Genomic DNA, 17,338 nt, shown 5'->3' on the forward strand with positions numbered 1-17,338 from the left:
CCCCGTGGAAACGAGCCGACTCGCCGCAATTGCACGCTTCTGAGGCACTCGATCTGCTGTGGCATCGGTGCAAAGCCGCCTGATGCTCAACACCATCGCCGCGCACGGGTAAGACTCCAAGGAGAGCAGTTGACGTGTGGCCGACCGCAACCACGGTGAATGACGCGGACGACGCCCGCGCGCCGGCAGCCGCCGACGCCAGCGCAGTCTGTCCGCGCGAGGATACTGCCGCTCGGACATCGCGCGGATACAGCGGCATATGCGTGTCGATCGTTCACGCGACGCTGCTGCTGGCGGGCATCGTCATCGTCTGCTTCGCCGCCACCCTCGGGCTGGAGCTTCGCACCCAACTGTGGCAGCGGACGACATCGGTTCGCTTCACCGGCGACATCGCCAACGGATTCAACTGGGGCAACCGCATTGTCGAGCTGGCTCGCGGACGCGCGGCACTGGCGCCGCAGGACCGGCTTACCTGGGCACAGTTCCTGGTCGGCTATTTCCACGCTTACGACCAGGTCGATGCCAAATCCCCCGACGGGGAATACCGGCTGGATTACACACCACTGCGGCTGCTGATCATGTCGGCCTGGGTCAAGCACGTTCGCGACAGCGTGCCCGCCGAGCAGGCGCGCGGCTACCGTGATCAGTTCACTTCGCCGCTGCTGATGCTGAACACGATCTGCGAAGCCGCCGCCGCCGCGGGAATGTTCGTCCTGGTCTTCCACTGGCTGCGCCGGACCGGACGCTCGCTGGTCATCAGCAGCGCGTTGGCGCTGCTGGCGGGGCTTGTGTCCTGGTTCAACCCGTCGAACCTGCTCAATGCTCATGTCTGGCCGCAATGGGACCTGTGGCTGGTTCCGTTCGTGCTGTGGGGAATGTGGCTGATGTCGATTCGCCGGTGGTTCGCGGCCGGGATGCTCATCGGCATCGCCGCCATGCTCAAGGGGCAGGTGCTGATGGTGGCGCCGCTGTTCGTGCTCTGGCCGGTGCTTGCAGGGCGGGTCGGCGCCGCGATTGGTGCGGTGCTGGGCGCGCTGACGGCGGTGGGCTGCGTCGTCGGCGTCTGGCTGGTCGGTTCATGGACGGGCGCGGCGTGGGTCGCGACGGTGATGCTGGCGTCAATCGTCCTCTGCCTGTTCTGGCTGATGCGCCAGGGCGCACAGCGGTCCAGGGGCAAGCTCGACCGATGGTGGGTGATCGCGATTGCGGTGATCGTCCTGGGTGCGGTGCTGGCATGGCCGTGGATGACCGCCGCGCACTGGCACGGGCTGTGGATTGGCCCGGCTCTGGTTGTCGCGCTGCTTGCGGCCACGCGCTGGCTGCCGCGTCGCGCCTGGCCCTGCATGACCCTCGCCGCAGCGCTGACAGCCCTGATCATCGCCTCCATACGCTTCGACGGCAGTTGGGCCTGGTTCCGCATCGGCTACGCCTACCCGACGCGCCATTACCAGACTCTGGCGATGGGCCCGACCAGCAACCTGCCAGCCCTGCTGGCGCGGACACCTTACGGATGGAAACTGTACGATCCGGTGACGACCGTTTCCCTGCCGATTCTTGGATCTACAACAATCACGATGAAGTCCGCACTGATCGCCGGCTACACGATCGCCCTGCTGCTGTGCGCGGCCGCCGCCGCGGTCCATCATCGCCGAAATGATCCGCGACTGCTGATCGCACTGCTGGCGCCATGGATACTGATGTTCGCGATCCTGCCGCAGATGCATGAGCGGTACCTTGTCTGGGCGGCGGCGATCGGCGGCATCGGCCTGGCAGTCTCACCCGGCGCCGGGCTGCTGCATCTTCTGCTGATCGCGATCTCGGCCGCCATGCACGCTCACCAGATCCTCTCCCGCGACCGAAACTTCGCGCCGGAGCTGCTCCGCCTGGCCGAGTGGACGCATCCCGGCATTGGCTTTGCCGTTCTGCTGCTGGCGATGGTCTACCTGTATCTGGCGTGCACGCCGTCTGCTGCATCTACCACGCGATCCGCGCGGCACTGCTTCGGTTGAAGAAGTGCTGGACGCCGATGGTGATGTACGAGCCGTAAGGATCCCGCAGCTTGATCGACGTCGGCATTCCGTTGATCGTATTCACGGTGTCAACCATGTACACGTGCTGTCCGCGCCGCTCGCCCTGGAAGTCGGAGTTGGCAAATCCTGCCGGGCCGCCCGCGATCACCGTCATGCCGGCGTCGAGCTGCGCCTTGATCCAGGTGAGGTAGACATTGGCGTCGGGGAACGACTCGGCCGGGAGGCGCCCGCTGTTCACGCCAAGCGCCTCCCACCACCCCGTGCCCGGATTGTTTCCGCCGGCGATCGAGGCGTAGGTCCCCTCGTTGTTGCGGAAGAAGGCCCACGCCTTCTCCACCACCGGCACCCACATCGATTCCTGCATTTTGAGCCTGGCATACGCCGGGGAGCCACCGCTGTCGGTGTATAGGTCGGCGTCCACGCGGACAAAGACGTCCTGTCCGCCGCGGCGAAAGTGCACCGCGAAGGTCCCGTCGCCCAGGTCCGCCACGAGCTGGCGGATGCTGTGCGTATGGGTCCTGGCCAGACTTGACAGCGGGGCCATGAAGTAGCAGTCGCCGATCGAGCCCTGGAAGACGTCGTCTGGCGTCGGGCCGGCGTCGGCGAACAGCGGCTTGCCCTGGAAGTTCTTCTTGCTGTACCCCATCGTGTGCGCGACAGGATCAATCAGCGCCTGCCCATTCAGCTCGCGCGAAACCGCCTGCTGGTACTCGCCCGGGCCGAGCTGCCATCTCAGGTTCATGAACCCCGCGACGCGATGCACGCGGCGAGAGCTGTGTTCGTACGCAGAGGCATCGATGTAATCCGTGTCCTCGGCATCGACCCAGAATGAGTCGTATCCCGCCTGCCCGTAGTTGTTGTCGTTCTGCGAGCCGCCAATGCTGACGATGACGTCGTTTCCGTCGCCGCCGAAGCTGAAGTCGGCATCGGTGCCGCCGTAAAGGCAATCGTTTCCTGCTTCGCCGAAGAGCATGTCGTTGCCGGCGTCTCCGCAGAGGGCATCGTTGTCGTCGCCGCCGTGGAGTCGGTCGTGTTCCGCGCCGCCGTGCGCCGAGTCGCTGCCTGCGCCACCGTGCGTCGTGTCGTTGCCGCAGTCGCCGAAGAGCTGGTCGTCGCCGTCCTGGCCGTGGAGCACGTCGTTGCCGTAACCGCCGCGCATCGAGTCTCTCGCAGCGCCGCCGTACATCGTGTCGCTGCCGTCGGAGCCATACATCGTGTCGAGATGCTGATTACGTCGCTGGCGTCAGTCCCCACGATGCTCATCGTGACCAGGTTGGTCCGAACATGACGCGCTGATCAGGGCCTTCAATCGCTCCAAACATGACGATTCTCCTTGCGGGCAGTATTGCCTCGCTTGTCGAAGCTGGCGTGCTTGTACGAGAATCGCCACAACGCAACCATTGCCCTGAGCGGGTCCAACGGGCGCAGGGCAGGGACACGGAACCATCGATGCACATCGATGCGAACGGGAACTTCATTGCATGATCCGCGTCACAAGCAGACAAGGAATCCCTATGAAAAAGCTCTCACTCCTGGCAGTCGCACTGGCGATGGGCGTGCTCATCAGTGCTGAGGACATCGCGCACGCACAGCAGGATCCCCAGGCAAATCCGCGGACGATCTCCACCTCCGGCGAGGCGGTCGTTTACGTCACGCCTTCCGAAGCGATCATCACCCTGGGCGTGCAGACCGCTGACGCCAACCTCGAACGCGCCCGCAATGAGAACGAGGAAAGATCCGGACGACTCGTCAAGGCGATCAAGGCGCTGGGGATCGAGGACAAGCACCTGGCCACCGACAACATGAGCGTCGAGATCCGCTACAAGAACCACGCCGAAGGCGAGATCGACGCGTTTCGGGTACGTCGCACGTACATGATCACGCTCAAGGACCTGAACAAGCTGGATCAGCTCGTCAGCACGGCGCTGACCAGCGGTGCGAACGTGCTGGCGGGCGTGGAGTTCCGCACCGGCGAGCTCCGCAAGCACCGCGACGAAGCCCGCGCGATGGCCATCCGCGCCGCCAGGGAGAAGGCGATCGCGCTGGCCAACGAGCTGAACTGCCGCGTCGGCACGCCGCGGAATATCAGCGAGACCGGCGGCGGATACTGGGGACCGTCCTTCGCCAACCGCTACGCCATGGCCCAGAACATCGTACAGGAAATGCCCCCCGCCGGCGCCGAGGGCGGGGAGACCCTGCCCCTGGGACAGATCGCAGTCCGCGCCACCGTCAGCGTCACGTTTGACTTGGAGCCGCAGCCCGCGAGGTAGGCGCTATGGAATCGGCCGCTTCGCCTCTCGCGCCCGGTGAACGGGGGTATCGTGAAAGACGATCTCCGCGCCGAGACGATGTTCCCGGCGCCGATACGTTGGCCGCATTCAGGGCACGGCTCGCTTGCCTCCGCCGCGACGAAGAGGTCATACCGCAATGACGCCAGTGAAGCTGATCGCCAACCGTGCGCCCGCGCAAACCGCGCACCAGCGCTTAGCACCCCGCGGCCACGCCGATCAAAGGCAGGATGAAGACGAATCGCACGCTGGCCGCTCCACGTTGTAAGCGGCCGCAAAGTCTACCTGATGTCACCCAGGATCGGAAGCTGAAGCGTCTCGCTGCGATCCTGCCCGTCATCCAGCCCCGGGGCCGAGCCGACGAACTGGCGGTCGAGCTTCCTGACATGGCGAAGTGGTGGATGCGGATCGGGAAGCAGGTCGGGTGAATTCGGCCCGTCGTGACGCTTCAGGACGTTGTAGTACTGATCGCGCTGGGCAGGAATCCAGCCGGCGTCGCGAATCAGGCGGCAGATCTCGCGCTCGTTGAGCCGATAGGTCGTGCCCGCGGCGCTGACGACGTTCTCCTCCATCATCACGCTGCCCATGTCATTGGCCCCGAAGAACAACGCGAGCTGCCCGATCTTCGGGCCCATCGTCACCCACGAGCTTTGAATCGAAGGGATATTGTCCAGGTAGATTCGCGCGATCGCGAGCATGCGGAGGTATTCATACGCCCCGGCCATGCGAACCACCCGCCCGCGGAGAATGTCTTCGTTGGTCGAATCGTCGAATGGGCCGTGGATGTCCGGATCCCACTCCTGCGCGCGACCCAGCGGCGTGTTCTCGCGCTGGAACGGCCAGTGGATGAAAGCGGTATAAGAACCGAGGCATGAAGGCACGGAGGCACAGAGGCACGAAGGGTCCGGAACGGATTTCGCGAAGACACCCGGATGTTTCTCCATCACGTCGTGCCTTCGTGCCCTCGCGCCTTCATCCTTCAGCGAAAGCGCATAGTCCTGCATATCGCGCAGCGCCGCCATGTGCTCGATGCGTTCGCGGACGAACTCGATGTGCCCGATGAGCATGGTGCAGCTCGTGTTCATCCCCTCTTCATGGGCCACGCGCATCACGCGCAGCCAGTCGTCGCCGCTGCACTTGCCCAGCCCGATTCGCCGCCGCACCCGCGGCGCGAAGATCTCTCCCCCGCCGCCGGGGATCGTGTCCAGCCCGGCCTTTCTGAACCGGCGGATAATCTCGCGCACGTCCATGCCGAAGAATCGCTCGAACTCGACGAACTCCGGCGGACTGAAGGCATGAATGTGGATCGTCGGGAAGTTGGATTTGATGTAGCGGAGCAGGTTCTCGTAGTACTCGATCGGCAGGCGGTCGTTCATCCCGCCCTGCATGAGGATCTGCGTCCCGCCGATCGAGACCAGCTCGCGGATTTTCTGCCCGATCTGCTCGTGGCTGAGGGTATAGGCATCGGCGTCATCATGATCGCGGCGAAAAGCGCAGAACGTGCATCGGGCCGTGCAGACGTTGGTGTAGTTGATGTTCCGGTCGATCACGTAGGTGCGGTAATCTTCCGGATGCAGGCGAACAGTAACCGCGTGCGCCCACTGCCCCAGGTCATGCAGCGAGGCGTTGTGGTACAGTTCCATCGCCTGCGCCTCGCTCAGCCGCTGCCTGCCTTGCAGGATCGGATCGATGTTGAATGACAGTCTGCCCATCGCGATGGAAAGTGTATGATCGCGCCGCCGCCAAGCCAATCGCGCCGGCCAATCCGGCCGCGGCTTTCAACGGATTTGGAAATACCGGCAGATCGTGTCGCGGGCAACTCGTGTCAAGCTCGTCCCGCAGGTGCGATGCTTCCGGGGTCCTGCAAATCCGGGCACACTCAGTGCTTTTTCGGCAACGGCCCAATCGTGGAAATCAGGCCAGGCAGAGGGTATTGTCGCCCCAGCAGGACACAATCCGCCGCGGCGAGTGCATCGCGGCTGAGAAGAACCAGGAGTCTGGATGGCGATGGAACAGGCGGTGCTGAGCGCATCCGGCGAGGATCGTCCCGGGATCATGGACGAGCTGTCGCAGTTTCTGCTGCAGTGCGGCGGGAACATCACCGACAGCCGCTCGGTGAACCTGGGCGGACGCTTTGCGCTGCTGATGCTCATCCGCGCCGAATCCGACGCCATGAACGCCATTCGCGCAGGACTGCACCGGCTGTCGGAGGCATCGATTCAGGCCGAGCTGCATCCTGTCAACGGGCGCGGGCAGCGCGTGCAGGATGCGTTTCCATTCGTCTTTACCGCCACCGGCGCCGATCAGGCCGGGGTCGTTCACCGCATCTCGCATCTGCTGCGGGTGCTGAACATCAACATCGACGACATCGAAACCCACGTCTACGACGACGCGACGTTTCGGCTGCGGATGGACTTGTCCGTTCCCCGCGAGACGCCAATCACGATGTTGAAAGATTATCTGTCCTACCTGTGCCAGGAGCTGCATATCAGCGGAGACCTGAAACAGAAGTGAAGCTTCAAAACGCCGTGATCCGAGCAACGATGAACTGAATTCCCTCGCACCATGCCCGAGCGCACCTCCAGAATCGCCATCGTCGGCGCCGGCTCGGTCGGCGCGACCATCGCCTATGCCTGCATGATCCGCGGCGTGGCCAAGCAGATCGCGCTGTACGACCTGAACAAGGCCAAGGTCGAAGCCGAAGTGCTGGACCTGAACCATGGCCTTCAGTTCGTGCCGATGGCGACGATCGAAGGCAGCGACGACGTGGCCGTCTGCAAGGACGCCGACGTCGTGGTCATCACCGCCGGCGCAAAACAGAAACCGGGGCAGACGCGCATGGACCTGGCTGCGGCCAATGCCCAGATCTGCCGTGCACTCGTGCCGCAGTTGCTGGGCGTGGCGCCGGGGGCGATCTATCTGCTCGTGACCAACCCCGTCGATGTAATCACCTACATCACGCTCAAGCTCAGCGGGCTTCCCGCCGCGCGCGTCTTTGGCTCTGGAACGGTGCTGGACAGCTCGCGGTTCCGCTTCCTGATCGCGCGGCGGCTGAACGTGGCCGTGCAGAACGTCCATGCCTACATCGCCGGCGAGCATGGCGATTCCGAGATCCCCCTGTGGAGCAGCGCATCGGTCGCGAACATCCCGCTGCACGAATGGGCCGTGCAGCATCACGGCAAGCTCAGCGTGCGCGATCGCACCGAGATCTTCCAGAACGTCAAAACCGCCGCCTATCAGATCATCCAGGGCAAGGGCGCGACCAACTACGCGATCGGCCTCGCCACCGCGAAGATCCTGGAGGCGGTGCTGCACGACGAGAACCGCATCCTGCCGGTCAGCTCGCTGCTGAGCGACTACCGTCCGCTGGGCGCGGCACCGGGCCAGGGCATCAGCGACGTGTGCCTGAGCGTGCCGTGCATCGTCAACCGCGGCGGCGTGGAGACGACCCTGCCGATCCCCCTGAACGCCAATGAGCTCGCCGGGCTTCAGAACAGCGCAGCGACGATCCGCGCGGCGATTCGGTCGCTGGGGTTCTGAGCCGGGCAAACAGATCCAACAGGCTATCGGGACGGTCTCGTTCAGGTTGAGTCTTGGCGGCCATTTTCCGCGCGCTCGCGGAGGCGCTGGAACTGGCGTTGTAGCTTTTCGAGTTCTTCGTCGCTCAGATCCTCCAGGTCCACCAGTTGATCCCGCGCCCCGCGCACGCCGCGGATCAGCTCGTCCAGCTTCAGGTGCACCGCCCGCGCGTCGCGGTTCTGCGTGTTCTGGATCAGAAACACCATCAGAAAAGTCACGATCGTCGTGCCCGTGTTGATCACGAGCTGCCAGGTGTCCGAGAAGCCAAACACCGGCCCGCTGATGGCCCAGACCAGCACCACGCCGACGGCGATGACGAACGCGGCAGGCGAGCCAACGCGCTGAGACGACCATTGGGCAAACTGCCTGAACCGCGGATAGCCACCGTTGCCATCGGCTGGCGGGATCGGGTTCGAATGGCTGTTGCGGGGCGAAGGCTGTGAAGGTTGAGCGGGGTTGTTGGGGCTGGTCATGTTTTGCGGTTCAGTCTCCATGTAGCTGCGACATGCGTGCAAAGCTTGCGCCAGTGTCAGTCCGCCGTGGGCATGGTGCGTGTCGAAGCAGCAGACCATCCACTGGGCATTTCCCGCCGCCGTTCGCGGGCGATACAATCACCGGTCGGCGGCCCGGTTCCTGGCAGCTTCCCGGATTCTTCGATGGCAAATCGGCGGATCATGCTGTGTCTGATGACGGTTGCTCTGGCGTTGGCCGCCGGCGGATCGCCGTCCGCCGCCGCGACGTCGCTGGATGTGGAGCTGGGCTGGGGGGGAGCCTATCGCGCCGGGCGGTGGTCGCCGCTGTTCATCACCGCCGCTGATTCGCGCCCGCGAAATGTCCTGATCGAGCTGTACAGCCCGCAAGGAACCAATTTCGCCATGCGCATCCGCCAGATCGTCACGATCGGGCCGCAGAAGACGACGTTCGTCTTGTACGCTCCGCTGGCGGGATACCTGGAATCGCTGAGCGTGACGTTGCGTGATCCGTCCAGCGGCAGGAGTCTGGCGGACTGGACGGGCGAATTCTTCTATGGCGGCGCGCCCGCCGGCGCCGCCACCCAGGCGCCGCAGGCGTTCGAGCATCTCATCCTCGTCAGCGGCCGGCACGGCGCGCAGCGCATCCTCCAGAATCACTTTCACGACAACCGCATCGGCGTGTGTTCGGTGCATCCGCTGCGCCTTGCCGCCAGCCCGCAGGGTTACGACTCCGTGAGCGTCCTGGTGCTGGATCAACCCGACCTGACGCGGCTGTCACGCGAGCAGCAGCAGGCCATCGTCGATTGGGTGCGCGGCGGCGGAATGCTGGTCTGCTGGATGAGCGAGGACGCGCAGCCGCCCAATGCGCCCATCATCGATGCGCTGCCCGCGGTGGTCGGCGAGAACATCGCGATCTCGCTGGAAGAACGCAGCGTTCGCGAAGCCGGCCTGCCGGCGCGATTCCGCAGCCTCAAGGGCCGGCAGCTCACTCCACTGCCCGACGCCCAGCGCATCCCGCTGTTCGGCGACGATGTCGCCGCATTCCGGCATCGTTTAGGGCTGGGGCATGTCGTTCTGCTTCCATTCGATCCTTCGACCTTCACGTTCGATTCGGCCACGGCATCCCATGCATTCTGGCGGCCGCTGCTCGATTCGGCCCTGGATCTTTACGACCCCGACTCGAAGAACCCCTACTACAACAACCCCTACAACGACGCGTGGCAGCAGACCCGCGCGCTGGCGGCCAGCCGGACGATGGACCTGCTCGGCGACGTGCCGGGCATCGGACGATTCGGCTTCTCCTACGTCGCCTATGTGTTGATCGGCATGATGCTGGTGGTCGGGCCGATCGACTGGATCGTGCTCAAGCGTCTGGGCCGCCAGCCCTGGACGTGGCTCACCACTTCCGGGTGGATCGCGCTGGTTACGCTCGGAGCCATGTTCATCGGCTATGTGTTCAAGAGCGGGGATCTGCACTACCGCACGCTTCGGCTGATCGATCAGGTCGATGGCATGAGCATTGTCACCAACGACTCGATCGGCATCTACTCGCCGCGAACGCGCATCTATGAGCTGACGGACATCGACCCCGAAGGCTGGTGGCAGCCGCTGGTGGCCGAGCCTGCCTACTACGCGCGCGGCGGGATGAAGACCGACATCCGCTTTCATCAGGACTATCGCGGCAATCGCCCCGAGCAGATGCTGATCAACGTCTGGAACCTGAGGTTTCTGACGGCGCAGACGATTGCGCCGGCGCCGCCGGTCATCGAGGCCGATTTGCGCTATGAGCATCGCCACGGGGCGAACTTCGTGGTCGGCACGATCGTCAATCGCGGCCCGGTGCCGCTGAAGAACCTGCTGGTGCGCGTGAAGGGCGGGACATGTCCGCTCGGCGGCGAGCCGCTGCCGCCGGGCGCGCAAGTGCAGGTCAACCACCGCTTCACCGATCACGACCGCCGATTCCGATACAACCCGTACAACGCGCATCAATACGGCTTCTACGATCACGAATTGGCCGGGCAGTACGACGGCGTTTGGGACATTGACCCGAGGCGGTCGCGCGCGATCGATCGCATCCTCGACAATCGCCAGGATGCTGCCTGCATCTACGCCACCGCCGACGATGTCGCGCCGGTGGCGCGCCTGTCGCAGACAGGCGCTATCGAGAAACATATGCAGTACGTGCGTGCCGTCGTGTCGATCAAACCGATCCAGGCCCTTGCCGCTGGCGAAGGGGGAACAGGTCCATGACGTTGCAGGCCGACGCATCGCTCAATTCCGGCCAGTCGATCACAGGTGCCAGGGCCGGGAGCACCCCCGCCATCGTCACCGAGAACCTGACGATGCGTTACGGCTCGCTGACGGCTCTGGACAGGCTTTCGCTGACGCTGGAGCGCGGCGATGTCTTCGGCTACATCGGGCCCAACGGCGCCGGCAAGAGCACGACCATGAAAATCCTGGCCGGGCTGCTGGAGCCGACCGAGGGAAAGGCGTTTGTGCTCGGCCGGGAGGTGTCGCGCAACGGCGATTTCGTGCGGCGAAACATCGGCTACATGCCCGACACGTTCGGCGTCTACGAAGACCTGAAGGTCTTCGAGTACCTCGAGTTTTTCGCCAGCGCCTATGGCCTGCCACGCCGCCAGCGTCGAAAGATCGTCAACGACGTGCTGGACCTGACCGACCTGAGCCACAAGCGCGACGCGCTGGTCGATTCGCTTTCGCGCGGGATGCAGCAGCGGCTGGGGCTGGCACGGGTCCTTGTGCACGACCCGCCGGTGCTGCTGCTGGACGAGCCGGCCTCCGGGCTGGACCCGCGAGCGCGAATCGAGATCCGCGAACTGCTCAAGGAGCTTCAGCGCCTGGGCAAAACGATTCTGGTCTCCAGCCACATCCTCTCGGAGCTTGGCGAGTTCTGTAACAAGCTGGGAATCATCGAGCGTGGCAGGCTGATCATCACCGGCACGATCGATGAGTTGATGGCCCGCGCACGGATCCATCCGACGATCTGCGTGCGGGTCGTCGGCGACTCCACCCCCGCCGCCAGCCTCCTCCGGCAGGACCCGCGCATCGACCGCGTCGAGTGCACCAACGGCGAGCTGGTCATTACCCTCCGCGATCCCAACCTGCACCACCATTTCATCGTCGAAAAACTCGTGCAGGCCGGAAACATCCAGCTCGACAGCGTCACGCCGCAACAGCTTAAGCTCGAGGACGTGTTCCTGCGGCTGACCAAAGGGATGGTGCAGTGATGCGCCCAGACCCGGAATGATCGGCATCCAATGGCGAAATTGCATTGAGAAGCACAGGGCGCGGGCGTATCCTGCACAGCGGAGGGCCGCGAAGTGGGTTGCCCCTGGAAATCGAATCGATCGCGACGCGATACACGCCATGTGCTGCTTGGCGCCGTGCTGGGCGCGGCGGTGCTGTCCACAGCGCCCATGCTCGCGCAAGCCCAGATCAGCGGAAGCTGGATCAGCCCGCTCTCAGGCAACTGGAGCGACGGGGTGAACTGGTCAAGCAATCCGCTTTATCCAGACTCCGGCGGCGTGGCGACGTTCGCCATGCCCGCGGGGCTTGGCCAGTCCCCCGTCGTCTGGCTCGACCTGCCCAACATCACGCTGGCGGGCATCGTCTTCGACAGCCCGATCCGATACATCGTTTCCACGGGCACGGCCTCGAACACGATCACGCTGAACGGCCTGGCGAATCTCGATGTCATACGCTCCAACGGCGGTTCGCCGTCACTGATCCCGGCGGGACACACGCTGGCCGTGCCGATCGCCGGCAACGCCGGGCTGACCAAGACCGGCCAGGGCGTGCTGTTCCTGGGCGTGGCCAACACCTACAGCGGCGGAACCAGGATCAACGGCGGCGTGCTTGCGGCCGGCGAGGACGTTTTCGGCACCGCCGCCGCTTCCATCTCGATCAACTCCGCAACTCTGCGCAGCGTGTTCAACGGAATCAGCACCTCCCGGCAGATCGCCATCAGCGGCACATCGACCCTTGAGGCGATCAGCCCGATGTTTCTCGACGGCCCGCTGAGCGGCTCGGGCATGCTGAACATCACCGGCGGAAGCGGCGTGCGGCTCAGCGCCGCCAGCAGCTACATGGGCAGCCTCAACCTGTACAACGGCTCGCTGATGCTCAGCGTCTCCGGCTCGTTGCCCAACGTCTCCAGCATCGTCTCAAGCGGCTCGATCACGCTGGACAACGGCGCCGGCGGGAGTTTGGACCGCATCGGCAACACAACATCGCTGACGATGCGCGGCGCGAGCCTGGCGGTCACGGGTTTTGTCGGATCGGATCTGAGCGAGACGATCGGAGATGCGACGTTCAGCGGTGGAGTGTCATTCGTGGCAGCGCAGCCGGCCAGCGCCACGCAGGGCGTGACGCTGAGCTTCAACAGCGCCAGCCGCGCGGATCACGCGACCGTCTTTTTCCGCGGCAACAATCTCGGCGCGGCGCCGGGCGGCAATGTGGGCAACATACGCTTCACCACGCCGCCAGCGCTGATCGGCGGCGGAGGCGCCCCCGGATCTACCAACATCAGCATCATCCCCTGGGCCTGGGGCGCAACCGGCAACCTCGTCGCCTCCAACGCCGCAACCAACAGCCTGGTGACCTATGGTCCTAACGGCATCAGGCCGCTGAACCTGGCGACGGAATACACCACGTCGTTGCCCGCGGGCGCGACCAGCGACAACGTTCGCCTGACCAGTCATTCGATCCTCAACACCGAATCGACGGTGAACGCGCTGGTGATGGCGTCGCTGAGCGGCGGGCCGCTGTCGCTGTCGGGCAACGGAACGCTGACGCTTGGCAGCGGCGTGCTGCTGAACCTGGCGGGGATCATGACGGTGGACCCGGCGATCAACTTCGGCTCGGCCGAGGGAATGATCATCGCGACCTCGCTGCTGACAATCGGCGGGAAGGTCAGCGGCAGCGGCGGCCTGACCAAGAGCGGCTTCGGCGGAGCAACGCTGTCCAACGCCGCCAACGACTACACCGGCCAGACCACCATTGTCGCAGGCAACATCACCTATGTGGGCGATGTTCACCGCGGCGTGCCCGGGCCGCTGGGAGCCGACTCCAGCCCGATCGTGCTTGCGCCCGGCGGGATCGTCAGCCCGTTTGCGCGGCTGTGGGCGGGCAAGTCGGGCACGACCATCTTCAATCGCGACCTGATCGCCGCTGGCAGCCCCACGGGCATCTGCGGCTTCGGCACCAGCGGCCCGGCGATCGATCAGGTCGTGGTCATGAACGGCAACATCTTCGTCCAGACGCATCTCCAGATGCAGGGCAGCAGTGTCCAGCCGATGATCATCAATGGCACGATCTCCGGCCCGGGGATGCTTTCCGACGGATTTGATTCGGCGCAGATTCTCAACGCGGCCAACACGTACAGCGGGGGCACGGAGATCCGCGAGGGGCTGTGGCTGGTGGGCAACGACGCGGCGCTGGGAAGCGGCACGGTGTGGTTCGCCTCGCCCGCGGGAGACGGGCGGCTGGGCGCCTTCGGCGCCGCCAGGACCATCGCCAACCCCATCGTGTTCACCAATCCCCCGACCTTCGCGGGGGATCAGAATCTGACGCTCAGCGGTCCGCTGGACCTGGCCGGACGCATCGTGACGCACACGATCAACAGCACCGCCAGCGTCACGTATTCGGGCATGCTGATCAACGGGGGATTGAACAAGGCCGGCGCGGGCACGCTGGTGCTCGCCGCCGACAACGCCCACACCGGCGGCACCACGGTCGTCAGCGGCCCGCTGCTCGTGTCGCATCCGGATGCCCTGGGCGAGGGGCCTCTGGTGGTGAATCCCGCCGGCGAGGCGATCGCCCAGCCGAATCTGCCCCAGGCCGTGCGCGTTGTGGCCCTGTCGGTCGCAGTCGGGGGCAGCTTTGATCTGAACAACAACCCGCTGGTGATCGACTACAGCGGCGATTCGCCCATCGATGCGCTGCGCCCGCAGCTTGCCGACGGCGGGCTGACCAGCTCGCTGCTGACCGCGCAGACGCGACTTGCGTACCTGGACAACACCAGGATCGGACTGGACAGTTTCGGCAACCGCGACATCGACGCGACCAGCGTGCTTGTGTTCATCGCCCGCGCCGGAGATGCCAATCTCGATGGAATCGTCGATCGCCTGGACCTGGACACGCTGGCAAGCAACTGGCAGACGACAACTGCTTCATGGAGCGACGCCGACTTCACCTACGACGGTTTCGTGAACGTGCGCGATTTGTATGTCCTTGCGACAAACTGGCAGGAAAGCTCGGCGCTGGACGAGGCGCTGGCGGAGCTGGGGCTGCCAGGTGTGAAGGTCCCGGAGCCTGCTGTCGTCGTCGCGCTGCCGATCTGCCTCTGGTGGTCCGTCAAACGACCCCGCCGCCGATTCTGAACCGCGGGATGTTAGCTCACGCGGCCTTCCGTGCTATCTGCTTGAGGGATCGCGCCGTCCGCGATGGACGGAAAGGACCTTCAAGATGTCTGACATACTCCGCGTGCGACAGATCGGCTGGGGGCTGTGCGGACTGATGTGGCTGATGGCGGTCGGTCCGGCCTGGGCGGTGGAACGCCACTGGAACACCGGCACGGCATCGTGGGGGATTTCGTCGAACTGGAGCCCGGCGGGCGTGCCGACCTCCAGCGACATCGCCTATGTCGATTTTCTGGTCGGGGGCACGCGCGGCGTCGCCGTCGTCACCGGCACAGGCCACGGCTCGCCTATTTCCGTCTCCGTCACCAACCTCAACGCAGTCTCCATCGCCGGCATTGGGGTGAACTCCGGCTCGCTAAGTGTCGGCGGAGACTTCATTGTCGGAACGAACAGCAACGTCGGCTTCCTGGATGTCAACAGCAGCAGTCCGGGCATCGTCTTCTACCAGGGCCGGCTGACCGTCGGCAACGCGCTGCGACTGGGCATGTTCAGCGGCTCGGGGATCGTCAATCAGAACGACGGGATCGTGACGGTGAACCAGTTGGTGCGGGTCGGCGACAGGCATGCCACCAGCCGCATCTTCCCGGGCACTGGCCGATACAACCTCAGCGGCGTGGGAGTGCTCAACGCGGCGCGGCTGGAGGTGGGCTACGGCGGCGACAGCGGCCAGTTCGCCTGCGAAGGCGAGTTCAACCTCAGCGGCAATGCCACGCTCAACGTTCATCCCGGGGCGCAGATTCCCGACCCCAAGATCGGCGGCGGCGGGGCCAGCGGCGTGTTCAACCAGACCGGCGGAACCTTCCGCTCCGAGTTCCGGATCATCGACTTCGCGCCTGGCGGCGGATCGGGAATCTACAACTACAGCGGCGGCACCTTCAGCGTCCCGGGCATCCACTTCTCCAACACCAGCGGAACCTTCAACTACCTCAACGGCGCCAACCTTTCGGTGGGGCAGCTCCAGATGACCGGCGGCGGAAACATGCTGCTTTCGCCCGGCGGAAACAAAACCCTGCGCTCGACGGTGCTGTGGGTCGCCAGCAACTCGGCCGTTATCGACCTGAATGACAACGACATGGCGACACTCTCGGTGTTGGAGCAGTTGGGCGGCCAACCGCTGCGCACGCTTTTGACCCGCGGGTATAACGGCGGCGCGTGGAACGGCAACGGCATCCGCAGCTCCGCCGCCGCCGCGGATTCGATGCACAAAACAGCCCTGGGCTATGCCGTGGCGTCGGACGTGCTGACTCCGGTCGGCGGCGTGTACGAGTTCAACGGACAAACCATCCCCGGGACAGCCTCGATCATCAGATACACCTATTACGGCGATGCGAACCTGGACGGCATGGTTGATGTGGCCGACCTCGACAGGCTCGCGACCGCCTGGCGCAGCGCCGGACAGTGGACCAACGGGGACTTCGACTACAGCGGCTTTGTCGATATCCGCGACCTTTACCTGCTGGCGAACAACTGGCAGGCGGGTGTCGCCCAGTCACCAGCAATGTCGTTGCAGGATGCGCTGGCGTCGGTGGGAATGGGCACAGTCGCCGTGCCGGAGCCTGTCGGCTGTGGCACTGCGATTCTGGCGGTCTTGCTCGTGGTCCAGCGAGCCCGGCCGGCGGGCAGACAGTGCAACAGATGAGCCACAGCGGCTATCATGGAGGCATGCCTTCGCCGCACCTCAAACTGCTCACGCAACCGAAGCTCGACAACGCCACCCTGCTGCTGGCGCTGACCGGGTGGATGGACGGCGGGGATGTCTCCACCGGCACGGTGCAGCGGATCATGGAAGGCCGGCAGGTCGCCGAGCTGGCCCGGATCGATCCGGATCCGTTCTACATCTTCAACTTTCCCGGCTCGATGGAAGTGGCGGCGCTGTTCAGGCCGGAAGTCAAATACAGCGGCGGACTGGTCAGCGAGTTTGAAATGCCGATGAACGTGTTTTTCTGCGATGAGTCGTCGAACCTGGTCTTTTTCCTGGGCAAGGAGCCGAACCTTCGCTGGCAGGAGTTCGCCGACTGCATCTTCGCGGTGTGCAAACAGGTGGGTGTGAGGCGAATCATCTTCATCGGCAGCTTCGGGGGCACGGTGCCGCACACGCGCGAGCCGCGGATGTATGCGTCGGTCTCACATCAGAAGCTCAAGCCGATGCTGGCCGAGGCGGGCTTCCGCTTCAGCGACTATCACGGCCCGGCGAGTTTCGCGACGCTGCTGCTGGTGCAGTGCGCGCGGCACGGCATGGAGATGCTGAGCCTGGTGGCCGAGATTCCCGGCTATCTTCAGGGCACCAATCCGCTGAGCATCGAGGCAGTGACGCGCCGGCTTGCCAGAATCCTCAACATCCCGGTCGATCTGGATGCCCTTCGCCGCGCCAGCAACGAGTGGGAAGTGCAGGTGACGCAGGCGGTGGAGCAGGACAGCGAGCTGGCCGAGACGGTCAGGAAGCTGGAAGAACAATACGACGATGAGCTGATCCGTAAGGAACCGTGAAGCGCACGACCAACGACCAAAGTTGTCATTGGTTCGTGATC

General features: G+C 64.6%; 12 protein-coding genes and 1 pseudogene. 9 read left to right on the top strand and 4 right to left on the bottom strand.

Annotation, left to right across the window (positions count from 1 at the left end; all coding sequences use genetic code 11):
• Positions 1–134: 134 nt before the first annotated feature.
• Positions 135–2,009: a hypothetical protein gene (locus ACQS5P_RS07945; protein WP_428940362.1), complete on the top strand. Its 1,875-nt coding sequence runs from the start codon at positions 135–137 to the stop codon at positions 2,007–2,009.
• Here the strand turns inward: ACQS5P_RS07945 and ACQS5P_RS07950 are convergent.
• Positions 1,975–3,003, bottom strand: a complete 1,029-nt coding sequence (locus tag ACQS5P_RS07950; protein ID WP_428941004.1) for a C2 family cysteine protease — start codon at positions 3,001–3,003, stop codon at positions 1,975–1,977. The genes ACQS5P_RS07945 and ACQS5P_RS07950 overlap by 35 nt on opposite strands.
• A 45-nt stretch (positions 3,004–3,048) precedes the next feature.
• Positions 3,049–3,249: pseudogene (locus tag ACQS5P_RS07955) on the bottom strand (calcium-binding protein); the annotation flags it as partial.
• A gap of 295 nt (positions 3,250–3,544) precedes the next feature.
• Between ACQS5P_RS07955 and ACQS5P_RS07960 the strand changes: the two are divergent.
• On the top strand, positions 3,545–4,300 hold the full coding sequence (locus tag ACQS5P_RS07960; protein WP_428940363.1) for an SIMPL domain-containing protein: 756 nt from the start codon (positions 3,545–3,547) through the stop codon (positions 4,298–4,300).
• Between the two features lie 299 nt (positions 4,301–4,599).
• On the opposite strand, the gene ACQS5P_RS07965 is transcribed toward ACQS5P_RS07960, so the two are convergent.
• Complete coding sequence (locus ACQS5P_RS07965; protein ID WP_428940364.1) at positions 4,600–6,030, bottom strand: radical SAM protein; 1,431 nt, start codon at positions 6,028–6,030, stop codon at positions 4,600–4,602.
• A gap of 289 nt (positions 6,031–6,319) precedes the next feature.
• Here ACQS5P_RS07965 and ACQS5P_RS07970 point away from each other — a divergent pair, with 289 nt between their 5' ends.
• Entirely contained in the window at positions 6,320–6,832 is a 513-nt protein-coding gene (locus tag ACQS5P_RS07970; protein ID WP_428940365.1) for a glycine cleavage system protein R, read from the top strand.
• A gap of 51 nt (positions 6,833–6,883) precedes the next feature.
• Positions 6,884–7,858: an L-lactate dehydrogenase gene (locus ACQS5P_RS07975; protein ID WP_428940366.1), complete on the top strand. Its 975-nt coding sequence runs from the start codon at positions 6,884–6,886 to the stop codon at positions 7,856–7,858.
• Positions 7,859–7,899: 41 nt separating this feature from the next.
• Here the strand turns inward: ACQS5P_RS07975 and ACQS5P_RS07980 are convergent, their stop codons facing one another.
• Complete coding sequence (locus ACQS5P_RS07980) at positions 7,900–8,391, bottom strand: low affinity iron permease family protein (RefSeq protein WP_428940367.1); 492 nt, start codon at positions 8,389–8,391, stop codon at positions 7,900–7,902.
• Positions 8,392–8,553: 162 nt separating this feature from the next.
• Between ACQS5P_RS07980 and ACQS5P_RS07985 the strand changes: the two genes are divergently transcribed.
• From ACQS5P_RS07985 to ACQS5P_RS08005, 5 genes are all read left to right on the top strand, one after another.
• Positions 8,554–10,620 carry a hypothetical protein gene (locus ACQS5P_RS07985; protein WP_428940368.1) on the top strand — a complete coding sequence of 689 codons (2,067 nt, stop codon included), beginning with the start codon at positions 8,554–8,556 and terminating at the stop codon, positions 10,618–10,620.
• Entirely contained in the window at positions 10,617–11,618 is a 1,002-nt protein-coding gene (locus ACQS5P_RS07990) for an ABC transporter ATP-binding protein (protein ID WP_428940369.1), read from the top strand. The genes ACQS5P_RS07985 and ACQS5P_RS07990 overlap by 4 nt, the downstream gene beginning before the upstream one ends.
• A 141-nt stretch (positions 11,619–11,759) precedes the next feature.
• Positions 11,760–14,771, top strand: a complete 3,012-nt coding sequence (locus ACQS5P_RS07995; protein WP_428940370.1) for an autotransporter-associated beta strand repeat-containing protein — start codon at positions 11,760–11,762, stop codon at positions 14,769–14,771.
• Between the two features lie 85 nt (positions 14,772–14,856).
• Positions 14,857–16,449, top strand: coding sequence for a dockerin type I repeat-containing protein (locus ACQS5P_RS08000; protein ID WP_428940371.1), 1,593 nt, complete (start codon positions 14,857–14,859; stop codon positions 16,447–16,449).
• Entirely contained in the window at positions 16,446–17,297 is an 852-nt protein-coding gene (locus tag ACQS5P_RS08005) for a proteasome assembly chaperone family protein (RefSeq protein WP_428940372.1), read from the top strand. The genes ACQS5P_RS08000 and ACQS5P_RS08005 overlap by 4 nt, the downstream gene beginning before the upstream one ends.
• The last annotated feature ends 41 nt before the right edge of the window (positions 17,298–17,338 follow it).

Origin of the sequence: Fontivita pretiosa, from assembly GCF_050410795.1 — a bacterium.
GTDB classification, from domain to species: Bacteria; Planctomycetota; Phycisphaerae; order Tepidisphaerales; family Tepidisphaeraceae; genus Fontivita; species Fontivita pretiosa.